Raw genomic sequence first — 25,653 nt, forward strand, 5'->3', positions numbered from 1 at the left:
GCCGAACGATTGGTCAGCGTATGCATCCAAAGGAGGCGCCTTATGCAGGTTTCCGCTAAACAATTTTTTACAGCTCTCATTACGATGATTTGTACCCTGGGCGTCCTCTTCGGGGCTCAACGGCTGTATCAAAAGACGATCGTGCAGTCGCCTCTGGTTGCCACCCTCGGCTCCATTGGCGGGGTGCGCTCGGCTCAGATGAAAAATGGCACCGTCACCGTCAAGGTGAAACCCGGGGCCGATCTCATGAGCGTGTACCGTGCGGTCTACGAGGCTGCTGATGCGCGGCTTGGGCATCCTCCGACGGCGATTGTGTTTGCGAGTCATGCCAATTCCCGCCTCAATGCGGTGTCAGAGAGCGCCTCGTTTATGGTCGCGCAGGGGGAAGCCACCGGGCAGTACATTGCTATGGAAAGCAACATCCAGAAATTAGCCGCGTCGCATGGCGCCACGGCTCGGGTGGAGCTTGGGACCCATCATTTGTATTTAACCTTTAGGCAAGGGAGCTCGGTGTTGTACCAGGTGGTGCCGGTAACGATTGGAGGGACAAGCCATGCGTCTTAGAGAAATGGCCATCGGGGCCGCCGTTGCCCTCGTCGTCTTCTTGGGCGTGAACGGTGTCGACGTGTGGCCGCTGGTGCTGCTCGCCGCGCTGGTCGGGGTGGTGTTTGCCACCGGACTCCGCCATCGCCTAAACCTTGGCCAAAGCCGCAAAGTCGAAGTGGGGACGCGGTCGGTGGTGTCGTTCCAGGACATTGGGGGCCAGAACACGGCCAAGAATGAGTTAATGGAGGCCTTGGAATTTGTTTTGCGGCCCGCTGACATGGAACGATTGGGCATCCGTCCATTGAAGGGGATTCTATTAACCGGTCCTCCGGGAACTGGGAAGACGCTTTTGGCTAAAGCGGCAGCCAACTATACCGACTCCATCTTTATGGCGGCATCGGGTTCGGAGTTTGTGGAGATGTATGCCGGCGTGGGAGCTCAGCGTGTGCGCCAATTGTTCCGTGACGCCCGACAAGTGGCGCGTAAGGAGAATCTCTCCTCGGCGATTATCTTTATTGACGAGATTGAAGTGATGGCGGGTCGCCGGGGTCAGCACCAAAGTCACCTGGAGTACGACCAGACACTCAATCAGCTGTTGGTGGAGATGGACGGCATGAGCACTACCGAAGATGTTCGTATTTTGGTGATGGCCGCCACCAACCGCGCCGATTTGATTGACCCGGCCCTTCTTCGTCCGGGACGCTTCGACCGGACGGTACGGGTGGATTTGCCTGACCGTCAAGGTCGGGAGGCCATTTTGATGTTGCATACGCGCAACAAGCCGCTGGCGGCGGGGGTGGATCTCGGTCAGATCGCGCTAGAAACCTTTGGATTTTCCGGGGCACATCTTGAGAGCGTGTGCAACGAAGCGGCGATTTTAGCACTTCGCGAAGAAGCTGAGGCTGTCACCCATCAACACTTTAAGGCGGCCATTGACAAAGTGCTCTTAGGCGAAAAGCTGGATCGCCATCTTGACCGGCAAGAGCTCTATCGCGTCGCGATTCATGAGGGGGGCCACGCCATCGTCGGGGAATTGGTCAACCCCGGATCGGTGGCTTCCATTACCATTGCCCCGCGCGGGATGGCTTTAGGTTTTGTGCGCCAGGCGCCCGATGACGACCGCCTCTTGCAAACGGTCTCGGAACTAAAAAAGGACATCGCGGTGTGTCTCGCTGGGTCCACCGCCGAGCGGCTCCTCTTAGGCGAGCAAAGTACGGGGGCGGCCAACGACTTTGAGAAGGCCTGGGATATCGCCCGTCGCATGGTGACTGCGGGATTGTCCTCCCTGGGTGTGGTGCACGAAGAGGCTCTATCGCCGGAGGCGCTGTATCAGACGGTGCAGGAGATTATCCGGGACAGCCAGGAAGAGGTTGATCACCTGATTTCGAGTCAGGAAGAAGCCATTCGTCGGCTGGCCGACCTGTTGATGGAGAATGAAACCCTTCCCGGCGAGCGCGTTCGGGAATTGGTGGCCTAACCGCAACGGCTGCTCTCGGAAAACCTCCGAGAGCAGCTGTATCAATTGGCGAAGAGATAGGCGGGGGAGGGATGCCGGCTAAAGCCGACGACATGGTAGCCGGCCGCCAACGCATCGCAAAATTGGGAACGCACGGCCCGTTGCCAGCGGGCGGCTTGACCGGGATCTTGGACCTTCAACTGGCCTATGTCGGCCGGTATATAAATTTTGAAGCAGACCCGGGGAGGATATGGACGGGCCATGGGGGCGGGGACAGACCATTCCGCCAGCAGCCGATCGGTTGCCAAGCCCCGGTTGATGACGCTGGACAGGTTTCCGTAATAATCAGGATGATATGCCTGAATGTTGACGCCCAGAATTCCGACGTTAAAGTGGGCATTAAGCGCCCGCAGCGGGTCGAAGGTCCAACGAATGCGCCGGTAGCCGGCCCGTTCCGCCCAGCGATTTTGGTGATATTTCAACAGTCGGCCTATGCCCTGGTGTTGCCAGGGCGGCAGAACGCCGGCTTGGTGGGAGTAGAGATAGGGCCCTTCTTCATCATATCCGCCGATCGAGGCGGTGAAGCCCAGCCATTCGTCTGGCGCCTCTTCGCGATAGGCAATGGAGATCTCGCCGCCCAATGCCACCATCACGCGCAGCATCGAGGTGGGAACGGGATCGTCATTACCCCAGATTGCGCGCTCCAGATGGGGAAGACGGTTTAATTCGGCGGGCTCGGTCAGTGTGCGAATTTTTATCAACGCGTGCACCTCCTTCACCCTGTTCACGGTATGTGGGGGCACACAATGAGGGTCCACCCTGGGGGCACCAATTACTTAAGGGGACGCGCCCATCAGCGCGGCTTGCAGATTTCCAGTTTTTCGGTTAACATAACTTGTTATCGCACCCCGGAACAGGTGATGAAATGCTCGAAAGCGCACAAATCATCGCAGTCGGCGATGAGGTGTTGGCTGGCGAGACAGTCAATACCAACGGCGCATGGATGGCCCAGTTTTTGATGACCTTTGGGATTCGCCCGTCCCTTCAATATATTGTCCCGGACAGTCTGGACGCCATCGAAGCCGCGGTTCGGCGCGGATTGGTGGAGGCCGATTTGGTGATTACGATTGGCGGTCTCGGACCGACCGCTGACGATCGGACCGTTGAGGCTTGCGGGCGGGCCTTGTGTCGGCCCCTGACGGTGGATGAGGTGTTGTTGGAGCGCATCCGCTCCCGCCACAGCCACACTGCCGGATGGGAAGCGTCCGCACGTCGGCAGGCACGGGTGCTTGAGGGGGCGCTCCTATGGCCCAATCCCCGCGGTCAGGCTCCCGGTCAAGCGGTGGCCGAGGGAAGCGGCTGGGTCATTTTATTGCCCGGGCCACCACGGGAGATGCAAGCCATTGCGGAAACTCATATGGGTCCGTGGCTTCGTGAACGCAGTGGGGGGACAATTCACCGCGACGCCTACACAGTGTTTGACCTGGGGGAGTCGGCGGTGGCGACGCATTTAGGGCCGCTCTTGTCTGGACACCATCCGAAAACCGGCATCTACGCGCAACCGGGACGAGTGGATGTCCGCATCGATACCGACGACAGCGCCATGGGGCGGGTGCTTCGGGAGCGAAGCCGCGCATGGGTAATGACCCAGATTCCGGCGCCGGTCTATGAGTTGGCGGGGCAATCACGTGAGGCCTACCTAATTGAGTGGCTGGCGGAGCACGCCATGACCATCGCAGCCATGGAGTCGCTGACGGGAGGGGAAATACTCGCCTCGTTAATTAGCATTCCGGGCGCGTCGCGTGCCGTGGTTGGGGGCGTCGTGGCCTATACGGATGCGGTGAAAGCGCAATTTGGGGTCTCCCAAGCGATTCTATCCAACCAAGGAGCGGTCAGTGCGGCCTGCGCCGAAGCCATGGCCATCGCGATTCGGGAGCGTCTGGGTGTGGACGTGGGCATCAGCTCCACCGGCTATGCCGGTCCCGATGGGGGAGATGAAGAGAATCCGGTTGGCACTTTTTATGTGGCGGCGGCCGGGCCCCACGGCACGGTCGTGCGGCGGCGGCATACCCCCCTTGACCGCCAGGCGGTTCGGCGCGTGGCTGCCCATACCGCCTTGTCCGCCGTATGGGAACTTTTGAAGTTGCCCACGCTATGGCAAAGTCCCCGCGACAGTCAGGATTAACGAAAAATACTTTTTGAGGAGTTACCTATGACCGAGAACGAAACGATGACCACCTTTGAGAGCATGGGCCTTTCGCCCGCCATTCTAAAGGCCTTGCAGAGTATGGGTTTTGAGGAGCCCTCGCCTATCCAAAAGCGCACCATTCCATTGATTTTGGAGGGCCGCGACTTAATCGGCCAGGCACAGACAGGAACCGGAAAAACGGCCGCCTTTGGTGTGCCCATTGTGGAACGGTTGGATCATCGCTCGCGGCGGGTTCAGGCGCTGGTCTTGGCGCCGACTCGTGAATTGGCGATTCAGGTCTCAGAAGAGATTACCAAAATTGGGAAGTTTGCGGGTGTTAAGGTGGTGCCCATCTATGGAGGCCAGTCCTATGACCGGCAAATTCGCGCCCTCGAGCACGGCGCCCAGGTGGTAATTGGCACACCGGGCCGCGTGATGGACCACATCCGCCGCGGCACCCTAAAATTGGATCACGTCAAAATGATGGTGCTGGACGAAGCCGATGAGATGCTCGATATGGGCTTTATTGAGGATGTGGAGTTTATCCTTCAGAATGTTCCTGAAGAGCGGCAAACCATGCTGTTTTCCGCCACGGTGCCGGATCCCATCGCCAAACTGTCGCGCCGCTACCTCACCGATCCGATCCACGTGAACATCAGCCCGGAGCGGCTGACGGTGCCCTTGATTGACCAGGTCTATTATGAAGTGCGGGAATATGAGAAATTGGACGCCTTAACACGCATCCTGGACATGGAAGGCGCCGATCGGACGATTATTTTTTGCCGGACCAAAAAGCGCGTGGATGAACTCACGGAAGGACTGCAAGCTCGCGGCTATACGGCTGAGGCTATTCACGGCGACCTTAACCAGGTACAGCGCAACCGCGTGATGAAGCGCTTCAAAGACGGCGGCAGCGAGATCCTGGTGGCAACTGACGTGGCCGCGCGAGGGCTCGACATTGAACATGTGAGTCACGTGATTAACTACGACCTGCCTCAAGATACGGAAAGCTATGTGCACCGAATTGGCCGGACCGGCCGAGCGGGACGCACGGGGACGGCCATTTCCCTCATTCATCCTAAGGAATTTCGCCAGCTTCGGCAGATGGAGCGAGTGTTGCACACGCGGCTTCAGCGACGCCCGTTGCCGACCATGGCTGATGTTGCCGAAAAGCAGCGCGAGGCGCTTAAGGAGCGGCTGGCGGACGAGATTCAGCGTGGGGTGCTGCCTGCCTATCAGGAGTTGGTGATGCAGTTGGCTGAGGAATATGATTCCGTGGATATTGCCGCTGCGGCTATTCGCCTGATGGTTGACAAGGGGCGGGACACGGCGCAAGATACCGAGTTTGGCGAAACTGGGGCTGAGCCCGGTATGGTGCGGATGTTTTTGAATTTGGGACGGATGGACCGCGTCACGCCCGCCGATATTGTTCGCGGACTGGCGGAAGGTGCGGGCATTCAAGGGAGTGTCATCGGTCTTATCGACATTTACGACCGCTTCACTTTTGTCGAAATGCCGAAGGACGCGGTGAAGAAAGTCTTGCAAAATGTCGGATCGATTGTTATTCGAGGAAAAAGCGTCAATTTGGAGCCGGCGCGCCCGCGCTAGCAGGAGTTCCGCCCTCAAAGGCGAATTTTCTGCCCAGAGGTGAGATGGGGGAGGATAACAATGGGGATGGATCGGGATAAGGCGCTGGACCTAGCACTAGCGCAAATTGAAAAACAGTTTGGCAAGGGCTCGATTATGCGCTTAGGGCAAGAATCGACACGGACCGCTATTGAAGTCATTTCCACGGGATGTTTGACCCTGGACTTGGCCATGGGAGTGGGCGGCCTGCCGCGCGGCCGCGTCGTGGAGATTTATGGTCAGGAGTCCTCGGGGAAGACCACCGTGGCCCTGCATGCCATCGCCGAAGCGCAACGGGCGGGCGGGGTGGCGGCCTTTATCGACGTGGAGCATGCGTTGGACCCGCTGTACGCCTCACGGTTGGGCGTAAACCTCGACAACTTGCTGATTTCGCAACCGGACACGGGCGAGCAGGCGTTAGAAATTGCGGAAGCGCTGGTACGGTCGGGTGCAGTTGACATCATTGTCGTGGACTCGGTCGCGGCGCTGGTGCCTCGGGCGGAAATTGAGGGCGAGATGGGTGATGCCCATGTGGGACTACAGGCCCGGCTGATGTCGCAGGCACTCCGTAAGCTCACAGGGGCCATTTCCAAGTCGCGCTCGGTGGCGGTCTTCATCAACCAGTTGCGGGAGAAAGTCGGCATCATGTTCGGCAACCCGGAAACCACGCCCGGGGGGCGCGCTCTTAAATTTTACTCCTCCATCCGTTTGGAGGTGCGGCGCATTGATTCGCTCAAGCAGGGCAACGAGGTGGTCGGAAACCGGACCCGCGTCAAAGTGGTGAAGAACAAGGTAGCCCCGCCCTTCAAACAGGCGGAGTTTGACATTCTCTATGGGGAAGGCATCTCGCGCGAAGGTTCCATTTTAGACTTGGCCGTGGAGTTCGGCCTGGTGCAAAAGAGCGGTGCTTGGTACGCCTATGGCGATACACGCCTGGGCCAAGGCCGGGAGAATACTCGCGACTACCTGAAGGCCAATCCGGATTTAGCGGAGGAATTGGACCGACGCATCCGGCAGATGGTGCAAGGCAAGCCGGAATCCGCCCCCGAAGAGACTTTGGATGCCGAATGAAGCCAAATCGCTTGCACTCCGCTGGCTGGCCCAGCGGAGTCTGAGCGTTCAAGAACTCATCACACGTTTGGAGTCTCGGGGAATTGATGCCGATGAGGCCCAAGCGGTGGCGGACGATCTTGCGCGGGTGGGATTTCTGGACGACCAGAAGTTGGCTCAAGAGTTGGTGCGGCGGGCATTGGCGCGGCACGAGGGACCACGGCGCATCCTGCAGCGGCTTGTCGGCCGCGGGTTGGACCGTTCCCTGATTTCGGCGGTGATGAACGATCTATCCGCATCCCAGGACTGGCTCGCGATTGCCGAACCGATAGGACAGCGGTACGATAGGGATAACCCTCGCGAGCGGGCGCGACTCATGCGCCGACTAGCCCGCGAAGGATTCCCTGCCGCGGTGATTCATCGCCTCGCCGGTCAGGAAGGGAGGGACGACACCGATGGCGTTGAAGATTATTGATGATTGTATCGCCTGCGGCGCATGTGAGCCAGAGTGCCCCAATAGCGCCATTTCTGAAGGACCCGACATCTATATCATTGATCCCAATCATTGTACCGAGTGTTACGGATTCTACGCCACCCAGCAATGTGCCGATGTCTGCCCGGTGGAATCCTGCGTGAAGGATGACCAATACGTGGAGGCGCCGGAGAATCTTCAGGAAAAATTTCACCACTTGTATCCGGGCCGCATACTGGAGAATACCGATAAATGGCATCCTCCGGCGATATGAGATAACCCGCCTTCCGTAATGCGCGGCATAGGATATGAAGAGCCGCACGGAGCATTCAGAAAGGGGTGGCAGTGATGAACATGCCGTCATTTGGTTGGGGAGGAAGCACGCGTGGTCTGGGCACCTTAATTGCCGTGATCATGCGCTATCCGGAAGTATCCAGCGTTCAGTGCGCCCCCGAAGCGAAGACCATTTCGGTTACCTTCGTGGTGCGGGGAATCGTTGACGATGAGGCTTGGGAGCGGGTGAAGGATGACGTGGTCACGGCGTTGGCGAGCTATCGGCAGATGACCCGTCGGCCTTTAAACTCGATTGACTTGAATCGTGAGCCGGCGGCAGGAGTCACCACGCTGGAGCTGATGCGGGACACGGATACGGTATCGGTGGAAGAAATCGGCATTGCCATCGAGATTCTGCGCGATCAAGCCGATCTCACCGTGCTCTTTGATCCGCATGACCTTCTTGAGGAGGATATGATGGTTCAGGAGGAAACGATTCAAGAACGGTTGTTGGCTCTTATCGAAGAGGGGTCGGGGCGATTGGTGGCTCTCCGCGACGAAGGCCGGGTCCTGATTTTCAACACCTAGATTCGAGGATGGAGGCTTTGCATGCGTGTGTTGATGGTGGGTGACATCGTAGGGAAGACCGGCCGGCGCATGGTGGTTCAGCACGTTCGCGCGCTCCGCGAGGCGGAAGGCATCGACTTCGTGGTAGCCAACGGGGAGAACGCGGCGGGCGGCAATGGCCTCACCCATGACGTGATGGACGAGCTCTTAAGTGCCGGCATCGACGTCATCACCTCGGGCAATCACATCTTCGACAAAAAAGAGGTTTTCCAATTCATCGACGACGTCCCCCAACTGCTGCGGCCCATCAATTTACCGTCGGGAACCCCCGGTCATGGCTATGTGGTTCGAAGTTGCCAAGGAGTGCCGGTAGCGGTTGTCAATGTGTCCGGCCGAGCCTTCATGCCCTTTCAATATGATGATCCCTTCCGGGCTATTGACCACGTGTTGGAATCGTTGTCCGGCGAGGTGACCGTGGTGCTGGTCGACTTTCATGCGGAAACCACCTCCGAAAAGGCCGCCTTTGCCTGGTATCTCGATGGACGGGTTACGGCCGTTGTTGGAACGCATACGCATGTGCCTACCGCAGATGAGCGCATTTTGCCGCAAGGCACGGCGTTTCTCACCGACCTGGGCATGACCGGCCCGATGGATTCGGTAATCGGCGTGAAGACCGACCTGGTGGTGCAACGAATGCTGACCCAGCGGCCAGTGCGGTTTGAGACCGCTGTTGGGCGGGGCCAATTTGGTGCTCTATTAATCGATATTGATGATGGCACAGGAAAGGCGCTTGCCATCAAACGCTTTTTGATACGGGAATAGCGGAGGGGATCGGATGCAGTTTCACGGACAGGATATGCCGGTCGTGGACACCCATGCTGATAGTTTAGGCGCGGTGCTGCGGGGCGAGCGAAACCTCTACGAACGGAGCGAAAAGGGACAGTTAGACTTCCCACGCATGCAAGAGGGCGGACACACGCTCCAATTTTTTTCTTTATGGGTCGAGCCAGAGAATAAGCCAGAACGGGCCATGAGCCGGCTCATGCAATATTTGGATGCCTTCTGGACACAGATTGGTGCTCATTCCGAGTGGATTCGCCCGGTCTTGGATCGGGAGAGCTTGGAGGCCCTGCTTCGGGATGGGGGCATTGGTGGGGTACCCTCCATTGAAGGTGCGGAAGGTGTAGGCACCGATCCCGCGATGGTACGCATTCTGCACCGCCTCGGGGTCCGGCTAATGAGCCTGACGTGGAATGAGCGCAACGCCCTGGCTGACGGGGCAGGCGAGGAGCCCGGGGGCGGCGGGGTTAGCCGGGCGGGCCGCGCCATTATCCAGGAAATGAACCGGGTCAATATTATTGTTGACGTATCTCACATTGCTGAAGCGGGATTTTGGGACGTGCTGGAAATATCGTCCCGTCCCGTGATTGCCTCGCACTCCAATTGCCGAGAACTGCAAAATCATCGGCGCAATCTCAGTGATGCGCAAATTCGGGCGCTCGCGGCCCAAGGCGGTATTCAGGGAATCACGTTTGTTCGGCCATTTTTAGGCGGGAGCGAGGATTTGGAACGGGTCGTCGATCACATACTGCACGCCCTGGCGGTGGTTGGTACAGATCGCCATCTGGGATTGGGTTCGGATTTTGACGGCGTAGACAATCCCGTTGGGGGTCTCGAAGATGTGACGCAATTGCCTCGACTGGCTCAGCGGATGAGTGACCGCGGTCTATCCGACGATAGCATTCGCCGCATCTTGGGGTACAATTACATCGACTTTTTACGAAATACATGGGCATAAGGGGGACATCAACAGCATGGCGACAGTACATATCAGTCAGGGCTCAGGATTCGATCTATCGGTCGACCTTTTGGTGGTAGGCGTCTATCAAGGCGAAGTGCCTGAAGAATTGGATCGCCGATTCAAGGGCGCCATTCGGGAGGCTGTACAGCGGGACGAGGCCTCTTTCAAGTGGTTGAACTCCTGGAGCTCTTATAGCTTTGGTGCCGTTCAGGCGCGGCGTGTCGCGGTTTTGGGTCTTGGTGAAAAAGGGTCTCTGGGCGTGCGAGAGTGGAAACAGGTTGGCGGTCACATCGGCCAGTTGGCCAACGAAGCCAAGGCAAAGAGCCTAGCTGTTATGATGCCGGAGACCAGCCTGGCGCCCGAAGAGACGGCAGAGTTTCTTACCGAAGGGTTGCTGGTGGGATCATGGCACTTCGCCGGATACAAAGCCGACCCCCCGCAACAATCCTGGCAAGAGGCGACGCTGGCGGGATGGCTGGCGTCGGCCGAGGCCGGCGTGCGCCGCGGCGAGATTATTGCCCGTGCGCAGAATTTCACGCGCGACTTAGGCTTCCGACCGTCAAACAAACTTTACCCGGAGCTTTTAGCCCAAGAAGCCGTCAAGGCCGGGCAATCCCATGGCTTTTCGGTCGAAGTGTTTGACGAAAACAAGTTGGCCGAATTAGGCATGGAAGCGCTTCTTGGCGTAGGCGCCGGGAGTGCCCATCCCCCCCGGCTGGTCGTGATGCGCTATCAAGGGGGCGGCTCCCGTACCTTAGCCCTCGTGGGCAAAGGCATTACCTTTGACACGGGAGGCATCAGTCTTAAGCCGCCCCTAGGTATGGAAGAGATGAAGTACGACATGTTGGGGGCCGGCGCTGTATTGGGGGCCATGATGGCCATCGCCGACCTCAAGTTGCCGATTAATGTGGTTGGACTCATGGCGGTGGCGCAGAATATGCCATCCGGTACCGCCTACAAACCCGGAGATGTGGTGAAGGCGTTCAACGGCAAAACCATTGAGGTCACAAATACGGATGCGGAGGGGCGTGTGGCGCTCTCAGACGCGGTGAGTTATGCGGCGCATCTGGGCGTGGACTGGATTGTGGAGACCTCGACGCTAACGGGGGCTGTGGTTGTCGTGCTCGGGCATGAGGCAACCGGCCTGGTAGCCACCGACGATCCGTTGGCCAGCCTCGTGCTGCAAGCATCGGAGGCGTCCGGGGAGCGCGTATGGCGGCTGCCCATTTATCCTGAGTACAAAAAGCTCTATCATTCGGATGTGGCCGACATGAAGAACTCGCCTGGGCGGGATGCCGGCACCATCACCGCTGGGATGATTATCAGCGAGTTCGCCGGCAATGTCCCCTATGCCCATTTAGATATTGCGGGAACCGCCTGGACTCCCAAAGGGCCCCTCAACAATGTCAAGAACGGACCTACCGGGGTGATGGTCCCCACGTTCGTGAAACTCGCTGACATGTTGAGCCGTTAAGGAAACTCGCTGGGCCGGGGCCTGTGCCTCCGGCCCTTTTTGTCTGGGCCCAAGGAATAAATTCCCAGAGGCCGCGGTATACTAGGGCGAGGAGGCGAGACCGTGGCTTGGCGAGAGAATTCCGAACGGGAAGTGGCGCGCCTGAAAATGCGCGTAGCGCAGTTGGAGCGGGAGTTGACTCGACTGCGCGCCAGTCGCCGAGTTCTTTTGGAATTAGTGGCCTTTCAAGACCGGCAGCAACGGTTCCGCATTGGTGCGCTAGAACGCGAGAATCGGCGGTTGCGTCACCGCCGCCCCTTCCAACCTTAACATTCCGAACGCATGAAGCGATAGCCAACATCTCATCCTAATGGAAAGACGGGAGGGATGTGGCCATGACGACCCAGGATTGGCGGGACTGGCTCCGGCAAAATCGCACCCTGGCGCTCATTGTCGGCGGAGTCATTGTTGTGCTCCTAGCGATATGGGCAATCGATGCGGCGTTGAAGCCGCATCGGGCGGCCCCCATGCCGGCTCAGGGCGGCACTCGATTTCAAGTGATTGGTTTTTATGAGAATAAGAAGTCGCGAGGCTCGTTCGATGCTCACAAGAACAAACTCACCACCGTGAGCCCGCTCTGGTTTAGCGTCAACGCTGCCGGAACGGTTAATGACACAGGCTATGACAATAGTCTGGTGGTTCAGGCGCATAAGGCGCGTGTTTCGGTGATGCCGCTTTTCATCAATGCCGGTGGGAACAACACGGTGCTCTTGAGTGCGGCAACCCGCCAAAAAGCGGCCGCGTCCATCGCCCAAGTCGTGAAGGCCGACCATCTTGATGGGGTGGATATTGATTTCGAGTTGTTGGCCCCTTCAAGCCGCGATGCTCTATCGGCCTTTGTGAAGGATGTGGCGGCCAAGCTTCATCCGCTGCACAAGGCGGTGGAGGTTTCAGTTTTTCCCTTAACGGGAATTTCGTCCTCCATAAGCAACGCCTACAACTACACAGCGCTGGCCAAAAGCGCCGATTACCTAGTGGTGATGACCTATGATCACCATTACAGCGGAGGTCCTCCAGGGCCCGTAGCGCCCTACGGCTGGGTGAAAACCAACGTCGAGGCGGCCTTAAAGGCGGCTCCAGCCAAAAAGCTGGTTCTGGCGATTGGCATGTACGGATATGATTGGGTGAATAATGGCGCACCGGGTTCGGCTCCCACCATCCCGGACGTGGAGGCGAAAGCGATGGCCAAGAGCTATGGCGTTCCCATTCGCTACATCGCCGCGGAATCGCAAAACCGGTTCACCTATACCGCCAAAGATGGCACCTCACATGTGGTGTGGTTCATGGGCGACCGGTCCGCCAAAGCCCGGGTCGCGTTGGCGCGCCAATATCACTTAGGCGGCATTTCCTTGTGGGAGCTGGGTCAAGAGGATCCCGCGTTTTGGTCCGCTATCCCCTAGGAGGGGGACCATATGGCAAGCGATTATGGGACGTTGTTGTTGGCGGTGCTGCTGGGATATCAACTGGCGGCGCCGCTTTGGCGCGGCTCGAGGGCCAGCACCTGGGGATTGATGGCGCCCATCGCCAGTCTGGCGGTACTCGCGCTAATCCCCCGCTTGACCTTTACCGGTCTCCGAGTGGGGTGGCTGGTTAGCGGCGCCTTGCTCTGCTATCAGGCGATAGCGCGCATGCGGCGTGCGCGGCCCATGCGCCCGCCCTTGCTGGCGCTCTTCGATGGGGCAAGTGCCTGGGCCGCATTGGTGTTGGCCGGATCCAATCCCATTGCCGTGCTCGCCGGGGCCATGGCCGGGATCGCGCTGGCTGTGGCCATGGGCCCCTGGCCACGGTGGCTCCAGGAAACCTTGGAGCCGGCCGAGTGTGTTTTAATGGGGGCGATTGGGCTCCGCACCTTGATTGCAGCGGGGTTGGGGCCCTGGTGGGAGAGTTGGCCTGTTCTGCTGATGGCCGTTCCCTGGCTTATGCTTTGGGACTTCGCCGGCGAAACCAGGTCAGGACAATCCATACAATGAAGAGCACAATCACTACGGCCAGGAAATAATGGGTTGATTGGCCGAGACTCTTCCAGCGGGGGCCAAGGGCATATCCGAGATACGTAAACAGCACCGTCCAAGGGAGCGCGCCCAAAAAAGTAAAGCCCAGAAACCGCCCCACCGGCATATCGGCCACGCCGGCCGGCAGGGAGATATAGGTACGAATTCCCGGCAGCAGGCGGCCGAAGAAGACAGCACCATCGCCGTGGCGTTGGAACCAGGCGTCGGCGCGATCCATTTCGTGACGACGTAGGCCTACATAGCGGCCATAGCGTTCAACCAGTGGGCGTCCGCCATAGCGGGCAATCCAAAAACCGATGAGGGCACCTACCAGACCGCCGAGAAGGCCTGCAATCATCGCGGCGGGTAGGGACGTGCGCCCCGAATAGGCCAAATATCCCGCGTAAGGAAGAATGATTTCCGACGGCACTGGGATATAGCAACTTTCCAAGAGCATGCCAATAAATACACCGAATACGCCCAATGCCAAGATGCTTTGGGTAGCATGGGTTAACATTGCTGTGCCTCCTCATTGTGATAGAGCGCGTCCATGAAATCGTCCGGCGGAACTGGGTGGGACGCCTGATGGCGTTCACGAAAAGCGCTGAGCTGTGCCAAGGAGACCACGCCCGTGACCAGCCCCTCGCCAACCGGCTGCAACGACTCGGCCAGTACCCCCGAACTATCCGGTGTCAGCTCTTCTGGGAGATAAATGCCGGCCTTGCCCGTCAACCGCATGCCAAACAAGCGTCCGGTGGCGGCGCTGACCACCCCAACCATAGGAACGTCTTGCACGGCCGAAAAACAACCACGCCGAGCTTTCCCCACCGTGTAGCGGGATTCTGGGTCGGCAATCGGAACGGCGATAACACGGGCGCCTTTGTGGGCTAGCATGCGAAAGCTCTCAAAATAGGTGGCATCGTTGCACACCACGCCGGCCAGGCCCCAGGGCTGCATGGGGTTGGACAGCGGTCCGGTGGCGGGTACAACGCCCCAGCGGCGCTCGTCGGGCAGGGGATGCATTTTGGATTGCCTGCCAGCCATCCGTCCTTGGGCGTCCAACCACACGGTTTGATTGTAGAGGCGACCGCGCTCCAACACCAAGCCGGAACCGGCGACCGTCACCAGACCATATTTGCGCGCAAAGGCAGCCATCCACCGCACCCAAAATGTATACAGCGGGCGTGCGGTGCCCTTGAGCACTTCCGCCACCGTCGCGTCGGTCAACGTATGAGCGCCGGCTGTCTCGGGCATTATCAACCCCAGAAGGGACATCGGCAGGTATTCCGGGAATACAACCAGATGGCAGTGGGCGGCGGCGGCCGCACGAAACAGAGCCTCGACCCGTTCCGTCCACTCGTTGGGATTTTTGACGGGCTCCGCGAGCCATTGGACGGCGGCAATTTTAATGCGGTCGACGGGAACCGGGGCTGGGGCGGCCTGCTCGCTTGGCGGGGTTCCAGCCCGTGCAAGCTTAAACCCGAGATAGGCACTCAGCGACAGGCGCGCGACCATGTTCATGACCCCCACCACCGTTCTTGACGGTACAGCGGCGCACGCAGTCCCTGATGGATGGGAAAGAGGCGCCGGGCTTGAGCCAAGTCCTGGAAGTCATAGGAAATCGCATAGCCCCCGCTGACGCGGGTGGGTTGACTCCATCCTTCCTCATTCGGGTCGCTGTCGCATGGCAGGTACCAGAAAGGCTCCGGGGCGACTGTAAGGCCGAAAATCTGGTTGGCCTGGACACTTCGCCACAATGGGTCCTGGTAGGGGGTCGGGGGAGTCTTCGGGTTTTCTGCGATCAACAGATCAACCCCGGCCAGGGCAAGTGCGCGAGCTGTTTCCGGCACCCGGAGAGCGATGCTGTCAAGCCAGGCTAAATAGCGTCCATCAAAGCGCCACACGCGGCCTTGACCCAGACTTAAATCGCTCGAAGGCCACTCTTTGAGATCCCGCGTATAGCCCCATACTCCGGTATGGACACTGCCGGCCAGTAGCGGCGTTTCGGCCCATCCCGCCCAAGACCGAAGCTCCGCCTCTGTGGGTTCCTGGTGCGTGGGCCAAATGGCCAGATCATAGTGAGTCTCGGGAGGCGGCAGTTGATTGTCAACGATAATCCATAGTTTAGCCATGCTGCCATCTCCCTTCGTGAACGCGGCGTCCTTTGGCCCTGGTCCTCGATAGGGAGACGAGCGAGAAGAGAACGACCATCGGTAAAACCAGCCAGGTCCAGTCGTGATGAACCACGGGTGGTAAGGAGGCCACGCGTTGGGTAGCGACAACGGGAACGGTGCCGACCTCTGTCGAGCCCAATGAGATAGACGCCACCCCCACCTTCTGTCCGCGGGTGATGGGTTTGCCGTCCTGGGGATGAAGCGCCGTGAGGCGAACGGTGGGGTGAACCGGTTGCCCATTTGGGACATCATAGGTCAGGGATGCAGCGGCCGCAACCGAAACGTGCCGGCCGCCCACCTGGAGCGAACCCAGACGGGCATGATTCTGCACCAGGGTACGGGTCGTGAAGTGTTGGAAACCCCAGGTTAGGAGATTCTCGGCGTCAGGCCAGAGGCCGCTGGGCGTGTCATGCAGCAACACCTCGATTAAATAGAGTCCGTGGCGTTTGGCCGCTCCCACGATGGTCTCATCCGCCTCAATGGTGTAGCCAATTTTGACGCCAATGGCGCCGGGATATTGGTACAGCAGCAAATTTTGGTTGTAATAAACCCGCGGCTTGGGATCCGGCGGCAAGGTGGACTCTTTGGTCGCCACGATCTTGGCGAAAGTTGGGTTCTCCATGGCGTGGCGGGCAATGATGGCCATTCCCAGGGCGGTTACGACATGCTTCGGATCGGGGAGCCCGTCGGGATTATCAAAATGAATGCCGGGGGCGCCCCAGGCGGCTGCCTGGGCGTTCATCAGGCGAACAAACGCCGGGACCGACCCGGCTACGGTTCGCGCGACCGCGTAGGCGGCATCGTTGCCCGACACCAACATCATGGCGGTAACGACGCGCGGCATGGGCAACTTTTCCCCCGCCCGGAGGTAGGCGCTTGAGCCAATTTGATTTTGAGCCGCTTCGGAGACCACCACGGTGCGATTCCAGCCGTGGGTTATGGCCAAATACGCGGTCATAATCTTGGTGATGGATGCGGGGTAAAACTCGCCCCGGATATCGCGGCCATAAAGAATTTGGCCCGTATTGCCGTCAATCAGTATCGCTGCCTGAGCAGAAAGCGGGGGACCTTTGGGGACGGAGGCCGCCATCACAGGGGCTGAAGCTCCTAAGGGCCAGGCCAACGACAAAGCCGCCAGGGCTGAGAACAACAAGGGACGAATGCGGCGGGTCACTCTGAGTCCTCCTAAATAATAACCATATCTGCCATTTTACCAGAATCGGCGATCCCTGCCTTTGCTATAATGGGGCCAATGATGTCGGTTTATGAAATTTTTGGTCCCGTCGGACCGCGGAGAAACGAGGGAGACCGTGTCGCCCGTGGCTGTCATCAAGATTGGTTCCACCAGCTCCACACTCCTCATGGCCGAGGATCTCGCTCGGCCGATGTTGCGTCGGCAGGCGCTCATGGATCTTTTTAGTTCCCCAGGTTCGCAAGCGTTGTTGGGCGTACTGGAGGAATGGGTTACAGAAACGCATCGGATGGGGGCCCGGCTGGTAGCAGCCGGGGGCGAGGCAGTGCGGCGCAATCGGGCTCTGGAGGACGCGATTAAATGCCGGGTGAGCGGATGGTGGCCGTTAAGTGGGTCGCAGGAGGGGCGGCTGGCATGGCTAGCCGTAAAGGCGGAGCGTCCCGACACCAGCGTGGTTGTCGATGTCGGAGGCGGATCCACCGAAGTGATTGATGCGCTGAGAAGTTGCAGTGTACCCAGTGGGGCGGCCCGGCCCAAGGCGTCGATCGAATGGCCGCGCTTTTCTGGTGGGGAGAGGCCGGTATTTGTTGGGGGGACGGCGGTGGCATTGGCGCGTTGGGCTCAGCGAGACCCGTTGTCTCTCGACGACGTCCGGGCCATGCAGCAAGCAGTGAGGGACGCCGATCCACGATTAGACCCGTTAGGGGCCGTGAGACGTCGGGTGCTGCCGGGAGGATTGGCAATCCTAGAGGCGATTTGCACTGCCAATGGGTGCCATCAGTTCTCGGTAAGTGAACGCGGATTGACAGAGGGGCTCTGGCTTGCAGCCAGTCTCGGACGGGCAGGGGCTCCATGACCACCAACAGAACGATGACCCCCATGCTGGAACAGTATTTTCGACTCAAGGCGGAGCAACCGGAGGCGCTCTTGATGTTCCGCCTAGGGGACTTTTATGAGCTTTTTGATGCGGATGCGCAAGTGGCCGCCCCTCTCTTGGATTTGCAGTTGACCTCGCGGGACGGGCGCATGCCGATGTGTGGCGTGCCGCATCATGCACTTAACCAATATGCGAAGAAACTTCTCGAAAGCGGCTACATGGTCGCCATTGCGGAGCAAATGGAAGATCCGGCTCAAGCCAAGGGGCTAGTGGAGCGGCAAATCGTGCGCGTGCTTACGCCGGGTACGGTCATTCCCGATGATGACGGTCGCTCTCCCCGGCTAGCCGTTCGCTACCGTCACCGTCAGGGCTTGGTTGCGGTGATGGCGGAGCTCTCCACGGGTTCATTGCATATCGCCGAGGTCGGGTTGTCCCGGGCAGAGCGGCAGAGTCTCGCGGACCTCTGGGCTCTCTGGGCCCCGGATGAGTATTTGAGCAACGATTCAGAGGACTTCCCCGAGGTTGGCACGCGGGTGGACGAACCGCTCTATTTCCGTCGACAGGACCGGACGGAAATGGAACGTCTTTTAACGGAGCGGCTAGGGTTGGCGGGTCTCAGGCGTTGGGGACTGGAGGATCGGATTCCCGTTCAGGAAGCTCTCTTGATCCTGTGGCGCTATTTAGAGCGAATGCAGCGGCGGACTCCTGTGCATTTGACCGACGTTCGCATCCACGGGATTGGACAGCGCCTGGCATTGTCGCCACGCGCTGTCCGCCAGCTCGATTTGGTTGACGGTCCGCATTCGCTCTTGGCCCAGTTGGACTACACCATGACCCCGATGGGGGCGCGCCGGCTTGCCGAGTGGGTGCAGCATCCGTTGACCGACAAACAGGCGATCGACCAACGGCAGGCGGCGGTCAGCTGGTGGGTGGCGCACCCGCTCGAGCGGGCCGATCTCCGTGAATGGCTTAGAGGGGTGGGCGATCTTGGCCGGCGTGGAGCCCGCATGGCCATGGGCGTTGGCCGGCCCCGGGATGCGGCGGGAATTGGCCAGGCGCTTCGGGCGTTGCCTAAAATTTGCCGCCTGGTTGAGGAACAAGGGGTCTGGCAACCGCTTGAGGATGTTGTGATGCAAGACTTGGCGACGTTGGGTGAGGCGCTGGATGTGTTTTCGGAGACCGTGCCCGCCCGTTGGGAAGACGGACCCTTGATTCGCGCAGGTGTGTCGGACTCGCTCGATCGCTGCCGGTCGTTATTAGAGGACCAACGCGGTGCGCTTTTGGAACTTGAGCAGAAGGAACGCGAGCGTTCAGGTATTGGGAGCTTGCGGGTGGGGCTCCACCGTACCTTTGGATATTACTTGGAGGTGACGCGCAGTCAGGCCAAGACAGTCCCGAGCGACTGGCATCGGCGGCAAACAACGGCGCATACGGAACGGTTTACCTCGGAGGCACTGAGTGCGTTGGAGCAAGCCATTCGCGAGGCCGAGGCGTCCGTGTCCGCGGAGGAGCGCGCTTGGGCCGAGCGTATCCAGGCATCGGTCCGGGAGTTGGCAGGACCTATTAGCGTGGCGGCTTCGTGGCTGGCGGATGTCGATGCCCTGACGGCCCTGGCGGAAGCCGCTGTCAAGCATGGGTACCACTGCCCCCAGTTTTCTGACGGCCCCCTGTTGATACGCGGCCTCCGCCACCCCGTGCTGGAACGCGTGTTGAGCCACTACGTGACGAGCGATCTCCGGATGAGTTCCATCCATTGCACGCTTATCATCACGGGGCCCAACATGGGCGGCAAATCCACCTTTATGCGGGCGCTGGCCCAGAATGTTATCCTCGCGCAAATGGGCAGTTGGGTTGCTGCTGAAGAGTATCAAGCACCGTTGTTTGATGCGGTGTTGACCCGAATGGGAGCGGATGATGACCTGGTGCGGGGCCAGTCCACCTTTATGGTCGAAATGGAAGAGGTGGCCGCCATATTGCACCAGGCTACGTCGGCTAGTCTAGTGCTTTTGGATGAGTTGGGGCGAGGGACGTCCACCTATGATGGCTTGGCCATCGCCGAGGCGGTGGTGGAGCGGCTGGCGATGCCGGACGGGCCGCTTGCCCTGTTCGCTACGCATTACCATGAATTGACGCAGATGGCGGACGACATGAGTCAGGTAATGAACCTGACCGTTGAGGTCCTGGAGGGACCACAAGGCCCCGTCTTTACCCATCGGGTCATCCCCGGGCAGGCATCCCGCTCCTATGGGATTGAGGTGGCGCGGCTGGCCGGGCTGCCGGCCTCGCTGGTTCGCCGCGCCGAGCACCATTTGCGGCAGTGGGAGGGATCGATGCCCACTGTTGCGACCGAGTCGCCGCAACTGGATTTTTTCCAGCCCGACCCGTTGGCTGGACCAGTTTTGGACGCGTTGCGTGCCTTGACCCCGGACGATCTATCCCCGCGCGAGGCGTGGTTGTGGATAGCCGAGTGGCATCGGCGAATTCAAGGCCAGGAGGATTAATGAGCAAAATTCATCTGTTGGACCCCATTGTGGCCAATCAAATTGCCGCCGGTGAGGTGGTTGAACGTCCCGCCTCGGTGGTCAAGGAACTGGTGGAGAATAGTGTGGATGCGGGATCGGCGCGTATCCACGTGGAGGTCGAGTCGGGCATCGCGCGGGTTCGGGTGCGCGACGATGGCAGCGGCATCGAGCGGGAGGATTTGCCGATGGCGCTAATGCGCCATACGACCTCCAAGATTCGCCGCCTCGAAGATCTCGAAGCCGCAACCACTTTGGGATTCCGGGGAGAGGCACTGGCGGCCATATCCTCGGTGAGTGAACTGCGGCTGGCGTCCCGCCCCTCTGAAGCACCGGTCGGACATCAAATCTGGGTGCGTTACGGCGACGTGGCCCCGGTTGAGCCGGTAGCCATGGGAGTCGGCACCGAGGTGGAAGTGTCCCACATTTTTGCTCAGCACCCAGCGCGACTGAAGGGACTCAAGACGCCGGCACGCGAGTTTGGTGTCATCCAAGAAACAGTCCAACAGTTGGCCTTGTCTCAGCCGGAGATTCAATTCCATCTGATTCACGATGGCCGCACCGTTTTTCAGACGGCAGGCCGCGGGCATCGTCCCGAGGCGATTATGGCGGTGTTTGGCCGCGACGTCGCATCGCAGCTGCTGCCCATCGATTATGAGACGGAATCCGGCATCCGCATCGAGGGATTTGTGGCGCCAGCCCATATCCATCGGGCTAATCGGGTGGGCCAGGGCTTTTATGTCAATGGCCGTTGGGTGAGCCATTGGGGGCTTAGATCCGTGGTTGAGGAAGCCTTTCGACCTAACCTGCCGGACCGTCGATATCCCTATTTCTGGTTTTGGTTGACCATGCCAGCCAATGAGCTGGATCCCAATGCTCACCCCGCAAAAGCCGAGGTGCGCATCTACCGCGAGCAGGCTCTCAAAGCGGTATTATTCCGCCTCGTTCGGGATGCCTTAGTGAAGACCTCGCCCAGCCCGCGGATTGAGCCCAACGCGAGCAGCGCGGAGGCGGTGGTTGGGGCTCCGCAAAGCTGGGCGTTTGACGAATCCCTAACAGGGCCCTCAGTCCTTCACAGCCAATATCGGCAGTTGGTTCCGTTGGGACAATGGCAGGGGAAATATATTCTCGCGCAAGGCGCTGAAGGCCTCTGTCTCATCGATCAGCACGCGGCGCATGAACGCATCTACTTTGAGCGATTCCGGCGATTAGGCCAAGAGGTGCGCCTCGCACAGCCGCTCTTGGTACCCGTGGCGGAAACATTGACTGGTCAAGAGTGGGGCTGGTTTACCACGCATGAAGAGGAGATTCGTACGTGGGGATTTGAGGTGGAGCGGTTAGGCGGCAATACCGTCGCCGTTCGCGCGGTTCCCACGGCGTTCCACGATTTGGCGAGCCATCAGGGGCTGTTTCGGCTAGTGCTGGAGTTGATGGGCGGGAGTGATATGTCACTGCATCCGGTGTCGTGGGCGGAAGAGGCTCACTATGCCATGGCCGCCTGCAAGGCCGCGATTAAGGCTAATAGACCGCTCAGCTATCCGGAAATGGTGGCGTTGCTTGAGGACATGGCCCGCACGGAGGATCCTCGGGGGTGTCCGCATGGACGGCCCACCATGATTGTGTTGACGTTGGAGGAGGTCGATCGCCGCTTTGGACGGAGCGGATGAACGCATTCCTTTATTGGTGATTGCGGGGCCGACGGCGGTCGGCAAGACGGAACTTTCGCTTCGGGTGGCCGAAGCGCTGAACGGGGAGATTGTTTCCGGCGACTCTGCGGCCGTGTATCGGGGGCTCGACATCGGGTCGGCGAAGCCGTCCCGTGAGGACCGAGAACGTATCCCCCATCATTTGGTTGATGTCGTAGGTGCCGATGAGGCCTTCTCGGTCGCCGACTATCAACGCCTGGCTCAAGCAGCCGTCCAGGACATTTGGGCCCGTGGGCGACGGCCGATTGTGGTCGGCGGAACGGGGCTCTGGATTCGGGCTTTGGTGCGACACTTCAACCTGCCCCAAGACGCGGGTGAGACCGCCCTGCGCCAACAATTAACAGCCATTGGCGAGCGCGATGGTTTTGAAAGTCTGCGTCGGCAATTACGCGTCGTTGATCCTGAGAGTTATCGGGCCATTCAACCCAATGATCATCGACGTATTGTGAGGGCGTTGGAGGTGTTTCAGACGACAGGGCGTCGCTTGGTGCGTGCGGCTCCCCAACACTCCCCTTATAACACCTGCTATTGGGTTTTGACCCGCTCTGTTTCTGACCTGCGTCAACGCATCCAGGATCGCGTCGAAGCCATGTTGGCTAAGGGGCTGGTCGATGAAGTGATTCACCTTCTCCAACAAGGTGTAAGTCCCCAGTCGCAGTCCTTGTCCGCCATCGGATACAAAGAAACGCTTGACTGGTACTACGGCCGCCTGACGGCTGACGAGCGTGATCGATTGATTGTGCGTCATACCCAGCTGTTTGCCAAACGTCAGCTGACCTGGTTTCGATCGGAAAAGGACGCCCGCTGGCTGGACTTAAGCGCGTGGCCGCTGGACCGCGCTGTTGAAAAAATATTGGAGGTCTACCGGCAAAACACCTGATTGCCGATGACGGCCGCGACCGGCTGACCTTCGAGCCAATTATCATTTGTCATGGATGGATTATAGAAGTAGAGCGCCCCATCCGTCGGATCCCACCCCGAGGCTGCCGCCCTGGCCGCTGCGAGCGCCTGTTTCGATGGTGCCTGCCAAAACGTTCCGTTGGCAACCGTTTCGAATTGCCCGGGCTGAAACAAGACGCCGTCCAATGTTTTCGGATACCCTGGGGTTTTGAGACGGTTCAACGCGACCGCTGCGACGGCCACCTGCCCCAAAAAGGGTTGATTGCCGGCTTCCGCCTGCACCAAATGCGCCAGCATTAAAATGTCCTCCGGGCTTAAGTTGGCCGCCAGCGACACCCCGCCGCGATTATTCAAGGCGGGCGCCGCGCGCATCTCGGGGGCACTGAACTCCGCCTTGGGAATGCGGCCGGTGTACGGGATAAGTAGTGTTTGGCCCGGTTGAAGCTTATCCCGGGTCAGCCGGTTTTCGTGCCATAACAACACTAGTGGTACGTTGAATGCGCGCGCTACCGCGGCCAGAGTGTCGCCCGGCTTCACATGGTACACCTCGGGAATGACGAGATAGGAGCCGGCCTCAATGTCCGGATTAGACAGGTGGTTGGCCACTTCCAGGGAAGCCACCGAGACATGAAAGCGTTGCGCGAGACTCCAGAGTGTATCGCCCCAGGCAATGTGGTAGATGCGGCCTGCGGGTGGAGGTGACGGAGCCCGCTTTAAGGTGATACGAACGCGCCGGGCGATGGTCCATTGCTCCAGGGCTGGAGGGGGGCTTGTCCGAACGGTTTCCACATTTGTTTCCGGGGGAGGGGGTGAATCGGAAGTCTGGGGCATTCGCGGGGTCGCGTGAGTCATCGTGAGGCCTAAAATGGCAGCGCCAACGGCCGTGACAACGGGTTCCATCCAACGGGAGCGGGCGCGGCGCGAAATACTCGGCAGAACAGACATGGACACACTCCTCTCGGGTTTGTCCTATGGTTATTCGACATAATGGCAGAATTGGCCTGCTAAAAATTGGCAAATCCGAAAAAGAGTTTTGATGGCTTAGCGGGACAGATTTTCCCTTCCCATTCGCATAGTGTTATGTGAGCGAGGAGGGGATACGGTGTCTGAGGTTGTTTCGCCCGAATTGAATCCAGGGTCGGAGGAAGAGGTTTTTCACTGGATTGAAGCGGGCCGTTTGGCGCCTGACCGGGCGGTGCAGCTGTTGGCCCGCTTTCAGTCCGCTCCCGGCACATTGCCAGCGACCGTTCGTCGCGAGCGTCAAGAACCCGATCGGGAAACACCTGACGAAGTGCTGGCGGATTTGGATCGCTTAGTCGGGCTGCAGGAAATAAAGCGTGTGGTCCACGACATTCGTGCCTTTGTTGAAATTCAAAGGCTGCGCATCGAGGTTGGCCTTACCCGCAATCATCAGTCGTTTCACATGGTGTTTTCTGGGGCTCCCGGGACCGGCAAAACAACCGTAGCCCGGATGGTGGGGCGCCTCTTTAAGTCGCTCGAGGTGTTGTCCAAGGGACACTTAGTGGAGGTGGAGCGGGCCGACTTGGTCGGCGAATACATTGGACATACCGCCCAGAAAACCCGCGACGTGATTAAGCGGGCAATGGGAGGCGTCTTGTTCGTCGATGAGGCCTATAGTCTCGCACGCGGAGGCGAGAAGGACTTCGGCAAAGAGGCCATCGACACCCTGGTGGCGGGGATGGAAAATTACCGCGACGATCTCCTTGTCATATTAGCGGGATATCCAGATGAGATGGCCTGGTTCATGGGCAGCAACCCGGGGCTTTTATCGCGTTTTCCTATTCGGCTGGCCTTTCCTGACTACAACGCGGAAGATTTGGTTCGCATTGCCCGGCGCATGGTGCAAGAACGAGACTATCGATTGTCCCAAGATGCCGAGGCGGGGCTTCTTCGCCTACTTTCCGACAATGAGGGTTATTGGCATAAAAATGCGGGGAACGCCCGCATGGTGCGAAACCTTCTGGAGCACGCCATTCGCCGTCAGGCGGTGCGGCTCAATGCCCGGCGCACGCCGTTGACGCGACACGACTTGATGCATCTTTGTTGGCAGGACTTTGAGGGAGGTCTGTCTTAGTGGAGCTCTGCGTCATTGGCAAGCCCAACGTAGGAAAGACGCTCCTGTTAATTAACTTTGCCGCCTATTTAGGCCTTCGGGAGATTCATCTTGAGGTGGAGGATGAGGGCGGGGCGCAGCGCGTGCAGCGATTGGGGTTGGATCGGGCCCGTCGCGATTTAGTGTCGTTGTATGCCCCCAAAACTACCCGCGTGCAGTGCCTTCACCTGGAACTGCCGCTTGGGCGTCAACGGCCCGAAATTACCGCGGTTGATACGCCGGGCATACCCGAAGGCATTGCCGATGATCCCGATCGCCGTCATCAGGTGGCCCTGGCCATTGAACGGGCAATGCGGGCGGAATTGGTTGTTCACGTGTTGGATGCCGGAGCGGCTGGCACCCGACGGCCCGAAGCGCCAGGGTTGTTTGATGCCGCTCTGGTGGAATGGGGCCGGACCCGGCCCGGCTATTTACTGGTCGCCAATAAGATGGATAAGCCGGGAAGCCAAGATGGTTTGCGTCTCATTAAGGAGCGATTCCGCGGCGGCGCCTTAATTCCGGCCTCGGCCATTACCCGCCGGGGATTTCGCGATTTGAAAGGCTGGACCCAGCGCATGTTGGTGTAATTGCCCGCCAGTTTCGCGATCGTGTATGATCGCGAAGATAAAGGGAGGGCTTCACACGAACGACAAACGCTGGACGCCGATCGAACAAGAGTGGCGCGGGAT

General features: G+C 59.3%; 26 protein-coding genes. 20 read left to right on the forward strand and 6 right to left on the reverse strand.

Features of this window, described 5'->3' with window-relative positions:
* The first annotated feature begins 42 nt into the window (after positions 1 to 42).
* Both HIJ39_RS00350 and HIJ39_RS00355 read left to right on the forward strand, forming a co-directional pair.
* Positions 43 to 564 carry a hypothetical protein gene (locus HIJ39_RS00350; protein WP_169095526.1) on the forward strand — a complete coding sequence of 174 codons (522 nt, stop codon included), beginning with the start codon at positions 43 to 45 and terminating at the stop codon, positions 562 to 564.
* Positions 554 to 2,023, forward strand: coding sequence for an AAA family ATPase (locus HIJ39_RS00355; RefSeq protein ID WP_169095528.1), 1,470 nt, complete (start codon positions 554 to 556; stop codon positions 2,021 to 2,023). The genes HIJ39_RS00350 and HIJ39_RS00355 overlap by 11 nt, the downstream gene beginning before the upstream one ends.
* Before the next feature lie 41 nt (positions 2,024 to 2,064).
* Here the strand turns inward: HIJ39_RS00355 and HIJ39_RS00360 are convergent, their stop codons facing one another.
* Positions 2,065 to 2,763, reverse strand: coding sequence for a GNAT family N-acetyltransferase (locus tag HIJ39_RS00360; RefSeq protein WP_169095529.1), 699 nt, complete (start codon positions 2,761 to 2,763; stop codon positions 2,065 to 2,067).
* Between the two features lie 164 nt (positions 2,764 to 2,927).
* Here HIJ39_RS00360 and HIJ39_RS00365 point away from each other — a divergent pair, with 164 nt between their 5' ends.
* From HIJ39_RS00365 to HIJ39_RS00420, 12 genes are all read left to right on the forward strand, one after another.
* Entirely contained in the window at positions 2,928 to 4,187 is a 1,260-nt protein-coding gene (locus HIJ39_RS00365; RefSeq protein WP_169095531.1) for a nicotinamide-nucleotide amidohydrolase family protein, read from the forward strand.
* A 27-nt stretch (positions 4,188 to 4,214) separates the two neighbouring features.
* A complete protein-coding gene (locus tag HIJ39_RS00370) occupies positions 4,215 to 5,798 on the forward strand; it encodes a DEAD/DEAH box helicase (RefSeq protein WP_243239229.1) in 1,584 nt (527 codons plus the stop codon).
* 60 nt (positions 5,799 to 5,858) lie between these two features.
* Entirely contained in the window at positions 5,859 to 6,887 is a 1,029-nt protein-coding gene (gene recA / locus HIJ39_RS00375) for a recombinase RecA (RefSeq protein ID WP_169095533.1), read from the forward strand.
* Positions 6,877 to 7,341 (forward strand): regulatory protein RecX, encoded by a 465-nt coding sequence (locus HIJ39_RS00380; RefSeq protein ID WP_169095535.1) that lies wholly within the window; start codon positions 6,877 to 6,879, stop codon positions 7,339 to 7,341. The genes recA and HIJ39_RS00380 overlap by 11 nt, the downstream gene beginning before the upstream one ends.
* Positions 7,322 to 7,612, forward strand: a complete 291-nt coding sequence (locus HIJ39_RS00385) for a YfhL family 4Fe-4S dicluster ferredoxin (protein WP_169095538.1) — start codon at positions 7,322 to 7,324, stop codon at positions 7,610 to 7,612. Before HIJ39_RS00380 ends, HIJ39_RS00385 begins: the two co-directional genes overlap by 20 nt.
* Positions 7,613 to 7,686: 74 nt before the next feature.
* A complete protein-coding gene (locus HIJ39_RS00390) occupies positions 7,687 to 8,199 on the forward strand; it encodes a hypothetical protein (protein WP_169095540.1) in 513 nt (170 codons plus the stop codon).
* A 21-nt stretch (positions 8,200 to 8,220) separates the two neighbouring features.
* Complete coding sequence (locus tag HIJ39_RS00395; RefSeq protein ID WP_169095542.1) at positions 8,221 to 9,000, forward strand: TIGR00282 family metallophosphoesterase; 780 nt, start codon at positions 8,221 to 8,223, stop codon at positions 8,998 to 9,000.
* 13 nt (positions 9,001 to 9,013) lie between these two features.
* The gene (locus HIJ39_RS00400; RefSeq protein ID WP_169095544.1) at positions 9,014 to 9,976 is read left to right on the forward strand and encodes a dipeptidase; all 963 of its coding nucleotides are present in this window, start codon (positions 9,014 to 9,016) and stop codon (positions 9,974 to 9,976) included.
* A 16-nt stretch (positions 9,977 to 9,992) separates the two neighbouring features.
* The gene (locus HIJ39_RS00405) at positions 9,993 to 11,453 is read left to right on the forward strand and encodes a leucyl aminopeptidase (protein ID WP_169095546.1); all 1,461 of its coding nucleotides are present in this window, start codon (positions 9,993 to 9,995) and stop codon (positions 11,451 to 11,453) included.
* A gap of 102 nt (positions 11,454 to 11,555) precedes the next feature.
* The gene (locus HIJ39_RS00410; RefSeq protein WP_169095548.1) at positions 11,556 to 11,762 is read left to right on the forward strand and encodes a hypothetical protein; all 207 of its coding nucleotides are present in this window, start codon (positions 11,556 to 11,558) and stop codon (positions 11,760 to 11,762) included.
* Between the two features lie 65 nt (positions 11,763 to 11,827).
* The gene (locus tag HIJ39_RS00415) at positions 11,828 to 12,892 is read left to right on the forward strand and encodes a glycosyl hydrolase family 18 protein (RefSeq protein ID WP_169095550.1); all 1,065 of its coding nucleotides are present in this window, start codon (positions 11,828 to 11,830) and stop codon (positions 12,890 to 12,892) included.
* Positions 12,893 to 12,904: 12 nt separating this feature from the next.
* Positions 12,905 to 13,462 (forward strand): hypothetical protein, encoded by a 558-nt coding sequence (locus HIJ39_RS00420; RefSeq protein WP_169095553.1) that lies wholly within the window; start codon positions 12,905 to 12,907, stop codon positions 13,460 to 13,462.
* Here the strand turns inward: HIJ39_RS00420 and HIJ39_RS00425 are convergent.
* Genes HIJ39_RS00425 through HIJ39_RS00440 form a run of 4 tightly spaced genes read right to left on the reverse strand, consistent with a single transcriptional unit; the run spans position 13,410 to position 16,831 of the window.
* Positions 13,410 to 14,000, reverse strand: coding sequence for a DedA family protein (locus HIJ39_RS00425; protein WP_169095555.1), 591 nt, complete (start codon positions 13,998 to 14,000; stop codon positions 13,410 to 13,412). The genes HIJ39_RS00420 and HIJ39_RS00425 overlap by 53 nt on opposite strands.
* Positions 13,994 to 14,998: a nitrilase-related carbon-nitrogen hydrolase gene (locus tag HIJ39_RS00430; RefSeq protein ID WP_169095557.1), complete on the reverse strand. Its 1,005-nt coding sequence runs from the start codon at positions 14,996 to 14,998 to the stop codon at positions 13,994 to 13,996. The genes HIJ39_RS00425 and HIJ39_RS00430 overlap by 7 nt, the downstream gene beginning before the upstream one ends.
* A 2-nt stretch (positions 14,999 to 15,000) precedes the next feature.
* Complete coding sequence (locus HIJ39_RS00435; protein ID WP_169095559.1) at positions 15,001 to 15,615, reverse strand: carbon-nitrogen hydrolase family protein; 615 nt, start codon at positions 15,613 to 15,615, stop codon at positions 15,001 to 15,003.
* Positions 15,608 to 16,831, reverse strand: coding sequence for a D-alanyl-D-alanine carboxypeptidase family protein (locus HIJ39_RS00440; protein ID WP_338055027.1), 1,224 nt, complete (start codon positions 16,829 to 16,831; stop codon positions 15,608 to 15,610). Before HIJ39_RS00440 ends, HIJ39_RS00435 begins: the two co-directional genes overlap by 8 nt.
* 91 nt (positions 16,832 to 16,922) lie before the next feature.
* Between HIJ39_RS00440 and HIJ39_RS00445 the strand changes: the two genes are divergently transcribed.
* The 4 genes from HIJ39_RS00445 to miaA are packed head-to-tail and all read left to right on the forward strand — an operon-like array spanning position 16,923 to position 22,831.
* Positions 16,923 to 17,705: a hypothetical protein gene (locus tag HIJ39_RS00445; RefSeq protein ID WP_169095560.1), complete on the forward strand. Its 783-nt coding sequence runs from the start codon at positions 16,923 to 16,925 to the stop codon at positions 17,703 to 17,705.
* A complete protein-coding gene (mutS, locus tag HIJ39_RS00450; RefSeq protein ID WP_169095562.1) occupies positions 17,702 to 20,227 on the forward strand; it encodes a DNA mismatch repair protein MutS in 2,526 nt (841 codons plus the stop codon). Before HIJ39_RS00445 ends, mutS begins: the two co-directional genes overlap by 4 nt.
* Entirely contained in the window at positions 20,227 to 21,912 is a 1,686-nt protein-coding gene (gene mutL, locus HIJ39_RS00455) for a DNA mismatch repair endonuclease MutL (RefSeq protein ID WP_169095564.1), read from the forward strand. The genes mutS and mutL overlap by 1 nt, the downstream gene beginning before the upstream one ends.
* Positions 21,896 to 22,831 (forward strand): tRNA (adenosine(37)-N6)-dimethylallyltransferase MiaA, encoded by a 936-nt coding sequence (miaA, locus tag HIJ39_RS00460; RefSeq protein ID WP_169095566.1) that lies wholly within the window; start codon positions 21,896 to 21,898, stop codon positions 22,829 to 22,831. Before mutL ends, miaA begins: the two co-directional genes overlap by 17 nt.
* Here miaA and HIJ39_RS00465 read toward each other — a convergent pair.
* A complete protein-coding gene (locus HIJ39_RS00465) occupies positions 22,813 to 23,796 on the reverse strand; it encodes a cell wall hydrolase (RefSeq protein ID WP_169095569.1) in 984 nt (327 codons plus the stop codon). The genes miaA and HIJ39_RS00465 overlap by 19 nt on opposite strands.
* A gap of 157 nt (positions 23,797 to 23,953) precedes the next feature.
* Between HIJ39_RS00465 and HIJ39_RS00470 the strand changes: the two genes are divergently transcribed.
* Positions 23,954 to 24,946, forward strand: a complete 993-nt coding sequence (locus HIJ39_RS00470) for an AAA family ATPase (RefSeq protein ID WP_169095572.1) — start codon at positions 23,954 to 23,956, stop codon at positions 24,944 to 24,946.
* Entirely contained in the window at positions 24,946 to 25,551 is a 606-nt protein-coding gene (locus tag HIJ39_RS00475) for a GTPase (protein ID WP_169095574.1), read from the forward strand. The genes HIJ39_RS00470 and HIJ39_RS00475 overlap by 1 nt, the downstream gene beginning before the upstream one ends.
* Positions 25,552 to 25,653: the final 102 nt, after the last annotated feature.

Source organism: Sulfobacillus harzensis (genome assembly GCF_012933365.1).
In the GTDB taxonomy this organism is placed as follows: domain Bacteria; phylum Bacillota; class Sulfobacillia; order Sulfobacillales; family Sulfobacillaceae; genus Sulfobacillus_B; species Sulfobacillus_B harzensis.

Coding starts and splice junctions, on each gene's coding strand:
- HIJ39_RS00350 (WP_169095526.1), top strand. CDS start 43: ATGCAGGTTTCCGCTAAACAATTTTTTACAGCTCTCATTACGATGATT.
- HIJ39_RS00355 (WP_169095528.1), top strand. CDS start 554: ATGCGTCTTAGAGAAATGGCCATCGGGGCCGCCGTTGCCCTCGTCGTC.
- HIJ39_RS00365 (WP_169095531.1), top strand. CDS start 2,928: ATGCTCGAAAGCGCACAAATCATCGCAGTCGGCGATGAGGTGTTGGCT.
- HIJ39_RS00370 (WP_243239229.1), top strand. CDS start 4,215: ATGACCGAGAACGAAACGATGACCACCTTTGAGAGCATGGGCCTTTCG.
- recA (WP_169095533.1), top strand. CDS start 5,859: ATGGGGATGGATCGGGATAAGGCGCTGGACCTAGCACTAGCGCAAATT.
- HIJ39_RS00380 (WP_169095535.1), top strand. CDS start 6,877: ATGCCGAATGAAGCCAAATCGCTTGCACTCCGCTGGCTGGCCCAGCGG.
- HIJ39_RS00385 (WP_169095538.1), top strand. CDS start 7,322: ATGGCGTTGAAGATTATTGATGATTGTATCGCCTGCGGCGCATGTGAG.
- HIJ39_RS00390 (WP_169095540.1), top strand. CDS start 7,687: ATGAACATGCCGTCATTTGGTTGGGGAGGAAGCACGCGTGGTCTGGGC.
- HIJ39_RS00395 (WP_169095542.1), top strand. CDS start 8,221: ATGCGTGTGTTGATGGTGGGTGACATCGTAGGGAAGACCGGCCGGCGC.
- HIJ39_RS00400 (WP_169095544.1), top strand. CDS start 9,014: ATGCAGTTTCACGGACAGGATATGCCGGTCGTGGACACCCATGCTGAT.
- HIJ39_RS00405 (WP_169095546.1), top strand. CDS start 9,993: ATGGCGACAGTACATATCAGTCAGGGCTCAGGATTCGATCTATCGGTC.
- HIJ39_RS00415 (WP_169095550.1), top strand. CDS start 11,828: ATGACGACCCAGGATTGGCGGGACTGGCTCCGGCAAAATCGCACCCTG.
- HIJ39_RS00420 (WP_169095553.1), top strand. CDS start 12,905: ATGGCAAGCGATTATGGGACGTTGTTGTTGGCGGTGCTGCTGGGATAT.
- HIJ39_RS00425 (WP_169095555.1), bottom strand. CDS start 14,000: ATGTTAACCCATGCTACCCAAAGCATCTTGGCATTGGGCGTATTCGGT.
- HIJ39_RS00430 (WP_169095557.1), bottom strand. CDS start 14,998: ATGGTCGCGCGCCTGTCGCTGAGTGCCTATCTCGGGTTTAAGCTTGCA.
- HIJ39_RS00435 (WP_169095559.1), bottom strand. CDS start 15,615: ATGGCTAAACTATGGATTATCGTTGACAATCAACTGCCGCCTCCCGAG.
- HIJ39_RS00445 (WP_169095560.1), top strand. CDS start 16,923: ATGAAATTTTTGGTCCCGTCGGACCGCGGAGAAACGAGGGAGACCGTG.
- mutS (WP_169095562.1), top strand. CDS start 17,702: ATGACCACCAACAGAACGATGACCCCCATGCTGGAACAGTATTTTCGA.
- mutL (WP_169095564.1), top strand. CDS start 20,227: ATGAGCAAAATTCATCTGTTGGACCCCATTGTGGCCAATCAAATTGCC.
- HIJ39_RS00465 (WP_169095569.1), bottom strand. CDS start 23,796: ATGTCTGTTCTGCCGAGTATTTCGCGCCGCGCCCGCTCCCGTTGGATG.